The organism is Streptomyces sp. NPDC041205, assembly GCF_055591765.1.
In genome coordinates, this window is sequence record NZ_JBVIZH010000001.1 from 228,869 (window position 1) to 241,309 (window position 12,441).

Below are 12,441 nucleotides of genomic sequence, written 5' to 3' on the forward strand. Positions count from 1 at the left end.
ACGCACCGCCCCACCACGGCAACACCACCGTCCCGGAAAGCCCGACCACCCACCGCCCCACCACGGCAACACCACCGTCCCGGAAAGCCCGACCACCCACCGCCCCACCACGGCAACACCACCGTCCCGGAAAGCCCGACCACCCCACCGCACCGCCCCACCACGGCACCCCGCCGACCAGCGAAGCGCGCCCCGCTCAGGCACCCCGGACAAGGCCCCCGGCCAGTGAGACGCCGACGTATGGGTGTGCGGGGTCCGCGTATGGCGTCCGGTGCTTCGTGGTCATTGACTGGTCACAGACATACCGCGCCGTGCAGGATCAGGCGCCTCACACCGGCCGCCGACGGCCGGACCCACCCAGGGAGTTGCCATGATCGACGGACCGTACTTCGTGCTCACCGTTCTCGGTGCGGTGGCCTGCGCCCTCGTCGCCGGGGTGTTCATCGGCTTCTCCACCTTCGTGATGCGGGGCCTCGCCGCGCTGCCGTCGCCCCAGGGCATCGCGGCGATGAACGCGATCAACGTCACGGCGGTCAGACCGCCGTTCATGGCCGTGTTCATGGGGGCGACCGGCGTCAGCGTGGTGCTCGCCGTGGTCACCTTCGTGGTCTGGCCGGACGAGGGCGCGCTGGAGCTGCTGCTCGGCTGCGCGCTGTATCTCTTCGGCTGCTTCGGAGTGACGGTCGTGGCGAACGTGCCGCGCAACAACGAGCTGGCGAAGGTCGACGCGTCATCCGAGTCCGGCGCGGCGTACTGGCGTACGTACGTGGCCGAATGGACGATGTGGAACCACATCCGCACCGGGGCCGCCACCGCCGCGGCGGTCTCCTTCATCCTCGCCCTGACCTGAGCGTTCCCGACCGGCCTGCCCGCCGCCCCGCCCCCGGACCACATGCCGACCCCGTCTCCCCGGCATACCGTGGTGGCTGAAAGACGCGCCCTACGCGTAGGGAGACGGCCATGGCCGACCCCAAGGGGTTCCTGCGGCACCCGCGCCAGGAGTGGCCGCGGCGGCCGGTGGGCGAGCGGGTGAAGGACTGGGACGAGGCGTACGTCCCCGGGGCGCTGCTGCCCCTGATCGAGGAGCAGGCCGACCGGTGCATGGACTGCGGGATCCCGTTCTGCCACGAGGCCTGTCCGCTGGGGAACCTGATCCCCGAGTGGAACGACCTGGTCTCGCGGGCCGACTGGCGCGCCGCCGCCGACCGGCTGCACGCGACGAACAACTTCCCCGAGTTCACCGGGCGGCTGTGCCCGGCGCCGTGCGAGGCGGGCTGCGTCCTCGCCATCAACCAGCCCGCGGTGACCATCAAGAACGTCGAGGCGGCCATCGCCGACCGCGTCTGGGCGGACGGCCTCGCCCCGCCGATGCCGCCCGAGCGGCTGACGGGCAAGTCGGTGGGGATCGTCGGCTCGGGTCCCGCGGGTCTCGCGGCGGCGCAGCAGCTGACGCGGGCGGGGCACACGGTCGTGGTGTACGAGCGGGACGACCGGGCGGGCGGGCTGCTGCGCTACGGGATCCCCGCGTTCAAGATGGCGAAGCACCACCTGGAGCGGCGACTCGCGCAACTGCGGGCCGAGGGCACGAGGTTGCGTACGTCGACGGAGGTCGGCCGGGACATCGGCGCGGCGGCGCTGCGGAGCCGCCATGACGCGGTCGTGCTCGCCGTCGGGGCCACGGCGTGGCGGGAACTTCCGGTTCCGGGGCGGGAGTTGGCGGGGATCACGCAGGCCATGGAGTATCTGCCGGGAGCCAACCGCGTGGGCGAGGGCGACCTCGACGTCTCGCCGCTGTCCGCCGCCGGCAAGCACGTGGTGATCGTGGGCGGTGGCGACACCGGGGCGGACTGCCTGGGCACGGCGGTACGGGAGGGCGCCGCGTCCGTGACCCAGGTGGACATCCGCGCGCTCCCCTCGGCAGAGCGGGACGAGACGGCCGACCCGTGGCCCACGTACCCCACGCTGTACCGGATCTCCCCCGCCCACGAGGAGGCCGGCGCGTTGGGTTTCGGCCAGAATCCGGACGCCGACGCGCGGCTTTTCGCAGCCTCGACGCTGCGGTTCTCCGGGGACGCGGCGGGGCGGGTGCGGGCCGTCCACCTGGGCGCTGTGGACGCGCGGCGACGCCCGGTGCCCGGCGCCGAGCGGGTCCTCAGGGCCGACCTGGTGCTGCTCGCGCTGGGGTTCCGGGGGCCGGAGGTGACCGTCGGGGGCGCGGTGTCGGAACTGGGCGTGACGGTGGCACCGGACGGGACGGTCGCCCGGGACGGCGGCTACGCGACGAACGTGCCCGGGGTGTACGTCGCCGGGGACGCCGGGCGCGGCCAGTCCCTGGTGGTGTGGGCGATCGCAGAGGGCCGCGCGGCCGCGGCGGCCGTGGACCGCCACCTCATGGGCACGACGTCACTGCCGTCACCGGTGACGGCGCACGACGGCCCGCTCAGACCATGACCGACCCCGGACTCGACCGCCCCGGCCACCAGGGAATACGCACAGAAGCGCCGCCCCGGCCACGACCGGGCCCCGCACAGAACCGGCCCTCGGCCGACCCCGCAGACCCGCCGCGCCCCAGGCCCACAGGCCCGCAACCCCACACTCCAGCCCGCGGGCAGCCCCGCCCCCTCACCCCTTACGAGCCACCCCGCCGTAAATGGGCAGCGGCCCATCCCCGACGGGCTCCGCCCGCTCGCCCAGCTCCGGATGCCACGCGTCGGCCACCGTCACGCCGGGTTCCACCAGGTCGAGGCCGTCGAAGAAGCGGACGACCTCGGCGCGGTCGCGCAGGGCGAGGGTGAGGGCGCGGGACTTGTAGAGGTCACCGGCCGTCCTGGCCCGGTCGGGGGTGAACTCGCCGGTGCCGTGGGACAGCATCAGAAAGCTCCCCGACGACAGCGCGGACACCAGCTCGTCCACGACCTCGTACGCGCCGTCCTCGTCCGGGACGAAGTGCAGCAGCGCGACCAGGGACAGGGCGACGGGACGCGTGAAGTCGAGGGTCTTGCGGGCCTCGGCGAGGATGGCGGCGGGTTCGCGGGCGTCGCCCTGGATGTACTCCGTGGCGCCCTGGGCCGTGGACCGCAGGAGCGCCTCGGCGTGGGCGAGGACGATGGGGTCGTTGTCGCAGTAGACGACGCGGGTGTCGGGCGCGATGCCCTGGGCGATCTGGTGCAGGTTGGGCTCGGTCGGGATGCCGGTGCCGATGTCGAGGAACTGCCGGATCCCGGCCCCGGCGAGCCAGCGCGTGGCGCGCTGCATGAAGGCCCGGTTGGCGCGCGCGACGGCGGGGATGCGCGGGTCCATGGCGACGAGTTGCCGGCTCATCTCCTCGTCGACGGGGTAGTTGTCCTTGCCGCCGAGCCACCAGTCGTACATCCGCGCGGGATGCGGCTTGCTCGTGTCGATGTACGACGAGCCGCCCTCGTCCCCCTGGGCCTGCCCCGTCCCGGTCATCTGTGGCTCCCTTGCCCCTTCACCGAGGTCCCCGCGCACCGTGGTCGAGGTACGCGCACGACGTACGAGTTCACCGGCGGATGCGGCACCCGCCCCATCGGCCGGCGGCGTATCCGTCACCCGCCGGTGGCGTATCCACTCACCCGCCGGTGACGTACCCGGTCACGACAGCAGAAAGTCCGCCTCCCCCGCCTTCGCTCCCTGTATGAACGCCCGGATCTCACCGTCCGTGTAGATGAGCGCGGGGCCGTCCGGGTCGGAGGACTGGCGGACGGCGACGCGGCCGTCGTCCAGCTTCATGGCTTCGAGACAGTTGCCGCCGTTGCCGCCGCTCCACGGCTTGTGCCAGCCCTCGACGCCGAGTTCGCGCGCGGGCATGCCGTTGTAGATCCGGGACCCGGGGGGCCGGGAGTCGGCGCGGGTGTCGGGCCGGGACGCAGGTCCTGTGCCCGCACGGTGTCGGTCTCGGTCCATTCACAGCTCCTTGCGGACATCCCGGAGGATCTCCTTCGTGCGTTGTGCGGTAGCGGCCTGGGCCGCCATGCGGTCCATGACCTCGAGATGCGTCGCCACCTCGGTGCGCGCGTCCAGATAGACGGCACCGGTCAGGTACTCGCTGTAGACCATGTCCGGCAGCTCCGCCATCGCGAAGCGGAAGAGCACGAACGGCCCGAAGGTGCCCGGGTGCGGCCCGGAGGAGAACGGCGCGACCTGGAGCGTCACATGCGGCATCTCCACGGCTTCGAGCAGCCGGTCGATCTGCGCCCGCATCACGTCGGGGCCGCCGACGGGCCTGCGCAGCGCGGTCTCGTCCATCACGGCCCACAGGCGCGGCGCGTCCTCGCGGGTGAGCAGCGCCTGGCGCTCCATGCGCAGGGCCACGTACCGCTCGATGTCCTCGGGCCGGGTCTGGCCGATGGCCCCGGAACGCAGCACGCCACGCGCGTAGCTCTCCGTCTGGAGCAGTCCGGGCACGAAGTGCGGTTCGTAGGACCTGATGAGGCTGGCGGCGCCCTCCAGGCTGACGTACATGCTGAACCAGCCGGGCAGGATGTCGTGGAAGCGCTGCCACCAGCCGGGCTTGTTCGCCTCCTCGGCGAGCAGCACGAAGGCGTCGGCCTCTTCGTCCGTGACGCCGTACGCCTTCAGCAGCAGCTGGAGGTACGGGATCTTCAGCGCGACCTCGGCCGTCTCCATGCGGCGGACCGTGGCGGGGGCCACGCGGAGTACTCGCGCGGCTTCGTCGCGTTTCAGACCGGCTCGTTCGCGCAGGTCCTGCAGGCGACGACCGAGAACGACCTGTCCGACGGTCGGCGCCGACCGCGGTTCGCTCACGTCCTACCTCCACCCACTTCGCGTCGCTCTCTGCATCGCCGTTGCGCGACTCGCGTTACCGTGCGTCACCGCACTTCACCACGTGTCGCGCACGTCACGCCGCTCGGTGAGGCGTTGCGAGAAGTGTGCCATGGGACGTCTCAAAGGGACATGTCACTGTGCACTTTTCAGAGTGACCCTTGCCAAGGTGTTCGCGGCGGGGCGATAGTGGAGAGCGTGACTCCGCCCGCATCGTTAGGAACTGAAGCCACCCATGCCCGACTTGGCATTTGTGCCGAGGGTCGGGCGGAGGCTGGCGAGCCTTGCGTCACCTTCACCCTGGCCGCGATGCCGAGTTCGGTGGCGCGGGCGAGGCGGCTGACGCGCGATCGGCTCTGTTCCCTCGCGGTCGGCGACGACGCCTGCGACCTGGCGGCGCTCGTCGTATCGGAGCTGGTCACCAATGCGATCGTGCACACCGCGAGCCGCACCGTCGTCTGCGAGATCTGCACGGGAGCCGACACCGTGCGGATAGCCATACGCGACGAGGGTCAGAACGCGGGCGTGCCACGGCCGACAGGGCTGCGGGGACCTGACGAGGAGCATGGGAGGGGACTGCTTCTCGTGAGCGCCGTGAGCAGCGCATGGGGTGTCCAGGACTCCGGATCCGGCCTTTCGGTGTGGGCGGAGCTGCCCAGATCACCCGATCCGGCGGCGTGCTTCGGCACGCAGGAGACCGGTGTCCACGGTTTCGATACGGAGGCCTTCGACGCCGAGGGCGTCGAGGCCTTGACCGACGGCCTGTGAGCCGACTGACGGGGATGCGAGTGCGACAGTGATGCGGTCGGGGGACATGTGAGCACGAGGACAGCGCGACTGCTCGACCTTGGCACCTTGGTACGGCTCTCGCGAGAGCGGGAGCGGGCGGTCGGACGGCGAGTCGTGAGTGTGCAGCCAGTGGCACGACTCGCCGTCCCCGCCGGAATGCGGCAACCCCTCGGCTGCGACGCGGTCGCCATGCCGGCGGAGTTCGGTCCGCGCCTCCTGGAGCGACTGCCCCGGGTGGGATGTGTGTACGAGGACGGGCCGCGCTGGTGGTGGATCGTGCCGGCGGACTCGGACGTGGCCCTGCAGTGGCCGCCGTCGACGTTCTACTCGCCGGGTGCCGTGGTGCCGGACGCGACCCGGGAGCCGGTGCTCGTGCACCGGCCCGAGAGCTCTGTCCCCTATACCCCGCCGATCCCCCTGTATCTGGGCCTGTGCCGCCTGGCCGGGGCCGTGCCGGGGTGGGCGGGGGCCGTCCGGGCCTGAGGCCCGGACACGAAGAGGGGCCGAGGGCGGTTCGCCCCCGGCCCACAGCGGCACGGTGTCAGGCCGCGACACGACGTCATGCCGCGGAGCGCTCGCTCGCCTCCTGACCGCGCACGACCACCAGGAACGCGTCGCTCGACAGGTCCATCACGACCTCCGCGCACTGTCCCTCTCGGCGCCGGTCCCGCGCGAACTCCTCCGCGGGCCACGACCCGCGCGGCCCGCCCGCCGGGAAGCTCTCGAGCACCACTCGTCCGTTCATCATGTTCACGTTCCCCCGTGTACGACTCAGTGTTCGGTACGACGTTCTCAAAACCATGTTCTCGAAACCACGTTCTCAGAGACACAGACCCTGCACTGAGGAGAACGCGCGCCGCACCCCGATCGACTCACAACGTGACCCAACCGAGACAGAGTTGGGGCCGTACGACAGCACGGTGTCAGTACCCGTACCCGTCGTACGCCCCGTACTCGTCGTATTCGTCGTGGTACCGCACCCCGTCGCTCCCCGCCGGGGCCCCGAGCGCCGACGCCCGGCCCCGCGGCCGCTCCCACTCCTCCTGGCGGCCGAGCGCGGTGAGGTCGAGCAGGCTGGTGGTGGAGCCGATGCCGTCCAGGCCCCGGTCGAACGTGGAGTACGTGTGGAAGACGCGGTCGCCGTCGCGCAGGAAGCAGCTGAGGCCGGGGCGGTCCTGGACGCGGCCGTCGGTGCCCGCGAAGGACGCGGCGAAGTCGCGGTTGAACTCGCCGCCGCACGCGGAGAACCAGGGCACGACCCAGCCCATGCGGGCCTTGAAGGGCAGGATGCGGGTGAAGGGGGCGCGCGAGACCGCGACGAAGGTCGTGCCCCGGGCCCGCAGGTGCGCGAGGTGCCCGATCTGGTCGAGGAACGCCGAGCAGCTGCGGCAGCCCGCGTCCCACTCGGGGGCGAACATGAAGTGGTAGACGATCAGCTGGGCGCGGCCGTCGAACAGGTCGAGCAGGGTCGCCTTCCCGTCCGCGCCGTCGAACAGATAGTCCTTGTCCACCTCGACCATGGGGAGCCCGCGCCGATCGGCGTTCAGCTCGTCGCGGGCGCGGGTGGCGGCCTTCTCCTTGGCGAGCAGCTTCTCGCGGGCGGCCAGCCACTCCGCGCGCGTGACGATGTGCGGCAGTCCCATGGCGCATTCCTCCGGATCCGGTCCGCGGTTCGCGGGTTCTCAGGAGGGCTGACTGGATGTCTCACAAGAACTCATCGGTCCCGTACGGGATTTCCCGGATTTTTTCTCAGCCGGTCCGTCAGGTGTGGCGCCGGGCCCCGCCGAAGGGCCCGCTTCGGAGCACCGGCCCGGTCCAGAGCGCCAGCCCGGTTCAGAACACCACCGGCAGCGCGAGCAGCCCCCGCGCCCGCATCGAGGGCCGCCACCGCAGTTCGCTCTCGGGCACGCCGAGCGCGAGGTCCGGGAAGCGTTCGATGTCGTGGAGGAGGGCCGTGCAGCCCATGATGATGAGGTAGGCGGGGCCGGATGCGGCAGGCTCGGTCATCCGTTCACGGTACGGGGAGCGGGTTGCCGTGGGCCTGTCGCGGCAGGCGTTTCGGGGGCACTCTGGCGTCAGCCGCCCGCCGCGGTGGCAGCGGCCGCCCGCGGCGCCCCCGGGCCCGCGGGAAGACCTCACGACGGCGCCCGCGCGAGCGCCCGCCCCGGCCGGGGAGCGCTCCCGCCACGACGCCGGGAAGGAGCCCGGCATGCTCCTCGGCACCTGGAACCTGGAGAACCTGTACCGGCCCGGCGGCCCGTTCGGGCCGAGCGACAAGGCGGCGTACGAGGCGAAGCTGAACGCGCTCGCGGAGACGGTCCGCGCACTGCGCCCGAGCCTGCTCGGCGTGCAGGAGGTCGGCGATCCGGCGGCGCTCACCGACCTGGCCGGGATGCTCGACGGCGACTGGCGCACCGCGGTGTCGGAGCACGCGGACAGCCGGGGCATCCGGGTGGGGTTCCTGAGCCGACTCGACCTGGAAGTGCTCGCCGACGTGGCGGCGTTCCCGGCGAAGCTGCGGCCCGTGCAGGGCGACGACGCGGGCACACCGGTCGCCACGACGGGGCGGGGCCTGTTCGCCGTGCGGATCGTCACCCGGGCCCTGACCGTGGACGCGGCGGTCTGTCATCTGAAGTCGAAGCTCCTGACGTACCCCGGCGGCCGGTTCCAGCCGCGTGACGAGGGCGAACGGGCCCGCGTCGGGGCGTACGCGCTGTACCGCCGCACCGCCGAGGCCACGACCCTGCGCGCGCTCGCCGACCGGCTGCTCGGCGGGGCCGGTCTCGACCGCGACGTGGTGGTGCTCGGCGACCTCAACGACGAGGTGGCGGCGGCCACCACCCAGATCCTGCTCGGCCCGCCGGGATCCGAGCTCGGCACCCCCGGCCATGGCAGGCCGGACAAGGGCGACGCGACCCGGCTGTGGAACGTGGCGCCGCTGATACCGGCCGAACGCCGCTTCTCCCGCGTCAACTTCGGCCGCCGCGAACTCATCGACCACATCCTGATGAGCCACCGCCTGACCGGCAGGGTGACGGCCGACGGCGAGGCGGGCACGGGGCTGCCGGACGAGGCGGCGGGGCCCGAACTGCCGTCGGTGGGGGCGGATCCGCAGGCGCGCAGGGACGCGCCGGGGTCGGATCACGCGCCGGTGTGGATACGTTTCCAGCCCTAGCGCGCGACCACGCCCCTCTCGTCCGTATCGACGCCGCCGCCGTCCGCGTCGCTGTCTCCGTCTCGCCGTGGCCCTAGCCGCGCGGCAGCACCGTGGACAGCACCCCCGGCAGCGGATACCAGTCGGACGACACGATGCTGGCGTGCCGTCCCGCGAGGAGGGCGACCCGGTCGCGGGCCTGGGCCTCGGTCGGGTTGGTGGCGCTGATGGCGGGCGGGACGTTGTGGGCGTCGGACATGACGACGAGATAGCGCCGGTCGGCGTACCACTTGGTGTCGACGGACCCGCCCGCGTACACCGAAGCGTCCCCGTCGAACAGCACGAACCACGGCCGGATCGAGGTGTCCGGGTAGCGCGTGCGCGGGTCGCCGGACGCGGCGCCGAGCACGGCGGGGAAGGCGCCGGCGTCCGCGAGGCGACCGGCGGCGGCGAGGTCCCGCAGATGCGTGGCGTACTCGCGGTCGGTCCACAGCTTGTCGGCGGGGTTGCCCTGCTCGACGGTGCCGGGGATCAGCTCGACGATGAACTTGCCCGCGAGGTCGGCCCGGTCGGGCCAGCCCTTGCTCCGCACGGCCTCGTCGAGGTTCGCGCTGCCTTCGGCGAGCCGGCCCGGGCGGTAGAGGGCGTCGCCGAGCTTGCCGCGCAGCAGGGCGTCGAGTTCGGCGGGGCCGCGGCCGTTCTTCGCCTGGAAGCCGTCCTTCAGCTCGACCTTCACGAGGACGGGCCGGTGGCCCGGGTGGGCGTCGTGCCAGGCCTTCATGTCGGCGAGGCAGCCGTCGAGCCGCTGGTTGCGGGCCTTGGTGCGCAGTTCCTCGGGCTTCTGCGCGTTCTCGCAGTTGTTGTCGTTGCCGACGGGGTTGCTGTGCGAGACGCGCCAGCCGCCGCCGAAGACGTTGGTCCACACGTCGAGTTCGAGCATGGCCGCGCCGGAGTCCAGGGCGTCCGCGAAGTAGGGGTACTTGGACTTCTCGTACGCGTTGTGGACACCGACGCCGGTGGTGGCGGCGTACGGGGAGGCGGCGGGCCCTGACGCCGGGCCGCCGTCGGCGAGGGCGGGCGGGGCGGCGGTGAGGGCACCGGCGACGGCACAGGCGATGAGGAGGGCTCTGCCGCGCCCGCGCGGTGACCGGGCCCCCACACGCTCCGCACCTTCCGCATGCTCCATCGCTCCGCGCACCGTCGTCCCCTCCGCCACACCCGTCAAGTCCTGGGAAAGGTAAGGGATGAGAGTGACGGGACGGAAGACGGCGACTTACGGACAGGCCCGTGCGCCAACACGTCCAGGAGGCCCGGGTCCTCTACTGTGTACGCCCGTCGACGCCGCTCCGCACCCGGCCGTCGGCGCTCCGTACCCCCGCACCCGTCGCCCGGCCCGCGCGGCCGCGCGCCCGCACGAAAGGCGGCTCCATTGGCCCTCACCCTCACGCTCACCGGCCCGCGCCTCGCCCTGGCCGCAGCGGCGGCGGTCCTCGCGATCGGCGCGCCGACGGCGTACGCGGCCCTGGACTCCGAGGACACGGCACCCCACACGCAGGCCACGGCCTCACGCGGCGAGCCCTTCGTCGAGACCCGCCTGTTCTTCGGTACCGAACGCCCCGACGGAGGCCCGGCCGTGACGGACAAGCAGTTCATGAAGTTCATCGACACCGAGGTCACGCCCGGCTTCTCCGACGGCCTCACCATCCAGCAGGGCCGGGGCCAGTGGAAGGACAGCAACGGCAAGATCGAGCGGGAGCGCTCGTACGAGCTGATCCTGCTGTACCCCACCGCCGAGGCGAAGAGGCGGGACGTCCTCATCGAGGAGATCCGCTCCGACTACGAGAAGAAGTTCAAGCAGGACTCGGTGGGGCGGTTGGACGATCGGGCGCGGGTGGACTTCTGACGCACGCGGCGGCCCGGACGATCGCAGGGTGCCGGGAACTGGTTGTACGTCATCGACCCCGGCACCGTGCGGACATGGACAGCGGCGGCCCGGACCTGGGCGAGGACCTCCGCTCCCTGCTGGGCACGCGTCGGCCTAACCGAGCGTGACGTCGCCCACGGTGTGTGCCTGGATGACGTTCCCGTGCTGCACGCCGCCGCTGATGGTGTTGCGCACGGTGCCGCCCCGCCCTTCCGCACCCTCGTCGGGCGCCAACTCATCCAGCAGCACCCGCAGTTCGGCGACGGCCTCGGGGTCGTCACGCAGAGCCCGCCGCACCCGATTCCTCCACTCGGCCTGCACGTCGGCGGCAGTGTCCGCGTCCTCCGCGTCCCGCGCGGCGACCAACTCCTCGCGCGCCTCGTCGAGTTCACCACCGACGGCGACAGCGGCATCGTCCCCGCCCTCCGCACGCCGCCGCGTGAAGAACCCGACGACCCGCTCCCGCGCGTGCGCCCACCCGTCCCCCACCATCGACTGCACGAGCGCCGTAGCTCCGGCCGCCGCGAGGGCGGTCAACTCTGCGTCCACGGGGTCTCCTTCGTCGCCGCTGCTGCCGCTGGAGGGTCCACGGTAGCGGCCGCGCGCGTCAGGCGCCGAGCAGACTCGTGAGGGCGCCGACCGGGTCCTCGTCGGCGGGGCCGTCCGGCCACCAGTCGGCCCGGCCGGTGTGGGGCTCGGCGCGGTAGGGGTACCAGCGGCCGTCGTGGCCGTAGCGGATCTGGTGCGTGCCGGTGGGGTCCGTGAGGTGGTTGCGCTTGATCGTCATGCGGGGCAGGTCCGCGGCCGCGAGGGCGCCCCTGGCCCGGTCGAAGGGGCCCGCCGGTGGGTCCCAGGGGGACTCCAGGACCGCGAGGCCCTCCTCGCCGCCCTGCCGCCAGGCCGCCGCCGCGCGGGACAGGTCGGCGGGGGCGCGGCCCACCGAGGCGGCCAGCGCGGCGAATTGGCGGCTGAAGGTCCGGCGGCCCGTCAGGCCGGGGTGGGAGGCGGCGAGCCGCACCGCGTCTAGCCAGGCGTCGGCCGCGAACGGGGACTCTTCCCACCTCAGGTACGCGTGGGCCCGCGCCGCCGCGTCCGTCGCCAGGAACTCAAGGGCCGTGGGGTCGGGCGCGCCCGGCACGGCGGGCAGGAGGGGCGGTTCGCCAGGGTGCGGAGGGACGGGGAACGGGGGTGGGAGCGGGGGGCGGTAGCCGGTGGCGAGGACTTCCCGGGCGGGGGTGCCCGGGAGGGACAGGGGTGCGAGGGGTGGCGTCGCGGGCCCTTCGGAGTGGAGGGCGGGGGTGCCCGGGAGGGACAAGGGTGCGAGGGGTGGCGTCGCGGGCCCTTCGGAGTGAAGGGCGAGGGTGCCCTGTGGTGGGGAGGACGGGTCGGCTGGCGACTCGGTGGGGAGGGGGTTCGTCGACGTGGAGGGCGAGGGGTTCGTCGACGTGGAGGGCGAGGGGTTCGTCGACGTGGAGGGCGAGGGGTTCGTCGACGTGGAGGGCAGCGGGCCCCTCGTCGTGGAGGGGCTTGTGTTCTCCGGGTGTTGGCGGGGGCGTGGGGTGTCCTGCTGCGGGTGGGCCGGGAGACCGCCCGGGGTGGGAGCGGGGGGTCGGCGAATGGCGTTGCGGGCCGCTTCGGAGGGGCGGGGGGTGGTGCGGGGCGCGTCCGACGGACGGGCAGAGTCCCCCGCCGGACCAGCAGGAAGGGCGCGCCCCACCCGACCAGCAGGACGGGTAACGTCTCCCGCCGCAGCCGTCGGGCGGGCGGCGTC

At 72.9% G+C, this 12,441-nt stretch carries 14 protein-coding genes; 6 read left to right on the plus strand and 8 right to left on the minus strand.

Annotation, left to right across the window (positions count from 1 at the left end; all coding sequences use genetic code 11):
* Window positions 1-370: 370 nt before the first annotated feature.
* Both ACZ6BG_RS01060 and ACZ6BG_RS01065 read left to right on the plus strand, forming a co-directional pair.
* Window positions 371-850: an anthrone oxygenase family protein gene (locus tag ACZ6BG_RS01060; RefSeq protein ID WP_468995002.1), complete on the plus strand. Its 480-nt coding sequence runs from the start codon at window positions 371-373 to the stop codon at window positions 848-850.
* A gap of 110 nt (window positions 851-960) precedes the next feature.
* Window positions 961-2,451: a glutamate synthase subunit beta gene (locus ACZ6BG_RS01065; protein WP_468995004.1), complete on the plus strand. Its 1,491-nt coding sequence runs from the start codon at window positions 961-963 to the stop codon at window positions 2,449-2,451.
* Between the two features lie 171 nt (window positions 2,452-2,622).
* On the opposite strand, the gene ACZ6BG_RS01070 is transcribed toward ACZ6BG_RS01065, so the two are convergent.
* The 3 genes from ACZ6BG_RS01070 to ACZ6BG_RS01080 form a co-directional block, all read right to left on the minus strand.
* Entirely contained in the window at window positions 2,623-3,450 is an 828-nt protein-coding gene (locus ACZ6BG_RS01070) for an SAM-dependent methyltransferase (RefSeq protein WP_468995008.1), read from the minus strand.
* Window positions 3,451-3,612: 162 nt separating this feature from the next.
* Complete coding sequence (locus tag ACZ6BG_RS01075; RefSeq protein ID WP_289956183.1) at window positions 3,613-3,828, minus strand: DUF397 domain-containing protein; 216 nt, start codon at window positions 3,826-3,828, stop codon at window positions 3,613-3,615.
* 96 nt (window positions 3,829-3,924) lie between these two features.
* The gene (locus tag ACZ6BG_RS01080; RefSeq protein ID WP_030358762.1) at window positions 3,925-4,785 is read right to left on the minus strand and encodes a helix-turn-helix domain-containing protein; all 861 of its coding nucleotides are present in this window, start codon (window positions 4,783-4,785) and stop codon (window positions 3,925-3,927) included.
* A gap of 327 nt (window positions 4,786-5,112) precedes the next feature.
* Here ACZ6BG_RS01080 and ACZ6BG_RS01085 point away from each other — a divergent pair, with 327 nt between their 5' ends.
* Together ACZ6BG_RS01085 and ACZ6BG_RS01090 are read left to right on the plus strand one after the other, a co-directional pair.
* Window positions 5,113-5,571 (plus strand): ATP-binding protein, encoded by a 459-nt coding sequence (locus tag ACZ6BG_RS01085; RefSeq protein WP_468995013.1) that lies wholly within the window; start codon window positions 5,113-5,115, stop codon window positions 5,569-5,571.
* A 135-nt stretch (window positions 5,572-5,706) separates the two neighbouring features.
* Entirely contained in the window at window positions 5,707-6,075 is a 369-nt protein-coding gene (locus ACZ6BG_RS01090) for a hypothetical protein (protein ID WP_468995017.1), read from the plus strand.
* Between the two features lie 76 nt (window positions 6,076-6,151).
* On the opposite strand, the gene ACZ6BG_RS01095 is transcribed toward ACZ6BG_RS01090, so the two are convergent.
* From ACZ6BG_RS01095 to ACZ6BG_RS01105, 3 genes are all read right to left on the minus strand, one after another.
* Window positions 6,152-6,340 carry a hypothetical protein gene (locus ACZ6BG_RS01095; RefSeq protein ID WP_468995020.1) on the minus strand — a complete coding sequence of 63 codons (189 nt, stop codon included), beginning with the start codon at window positions 6,338-6,340 and terminating at the stop codon, window positions 6,152-6,154.
* 175 nt (window positions 6,341-6,515) lie between these two features.
* Complete coding sequence (locus tag ACZ6BG_RS01100; protein WP_468995025.1) at window positions 6,516-7,235, minus strand: DUF899 domain-containing protein; 720 nt, start codon at window positions 7,233-7,235, stop codon at window positions 6,516-6,518.
* A 190-nt stretch (window positions 7,236-7,425) separates the two neighbouring features.
* A complete protein-coding gene (locus ACZ6BG_RS01105; RefSeq protein ID WP_468995028.1) occupies window positions 7,426-7,599 on the minus strand; it encodes a hypothetical protein in 174 nt (57 codons plus the stop codon).
* Between the two features lie 202 nt (window positions 7,600-7,801).
* On the opposite strand from ACZ6BG_RS01105, the gene ACZ6BG_RS01110 reads away from it, so the two are divergent.
* Complete coding sequence (locus tag ACZ6BG_RS01110; protein WP_468995030.1) at window positions 7,802-8,767, plus strand: endonuclease/exonuclease/phosphatase family protein; 966 nt, start codon at window positions 7,802-7,804, stop codon at window positions 8,765-8,767.
* Window positions 8,768-8,840: 73 nt separating this feature from the next.
* Here ACZ6BG_RS01110 and ACZ6BG_RS01115 read toward each other — a convergent pair whose 3' ends face one another.
* Window positions 8,841-9,905, minus strand: a complete 1,065-nt coding sequence (locus tag ACZ6BG_RS01115) for a phosphatidylinositol-specific phospholipase C domain-containing protein (protein WP_468995032.1) — start codon at window positions 9,903-9,905, stop codon at window positions 8,841-8,843.
* A 270-nt stretch (window positions 9,906-10,175) separates the two neighbouring features.
* On the opposite strand from ACZ6BG_RS01115, the gene ACZ6BG_RS01120 reads away from it, so the two are divergent.
* Entirely contained in the window at window positions 10,176-10,649 is a 474-nt protein-coding gene (locus ACZ6BG_RS01120; RefSeq protein ID WP_468995034.1) for a DUF3574 domain-containing protein, read from the plus strand.
* 135 nt (window positions 10,650-10,784) lie between these two features.
* On the opposite strand, the gene ACZ6BG_RS01125 is transcribed toward ACZ6BG_RS01120, so the two are convergent.
* A complete protein-coding gene (locus ACZ6BG_RS01125; RefSeq protein WP_468995037.1) occupies window positions 10,785-11,219 on the minus strand; it encodes a hypothetical protein in 435 nt (144 codons plus the stop codon).
* Between the last annotated feature and the right edge of the window lie 1,222 nt (window positions 11,220-12,441).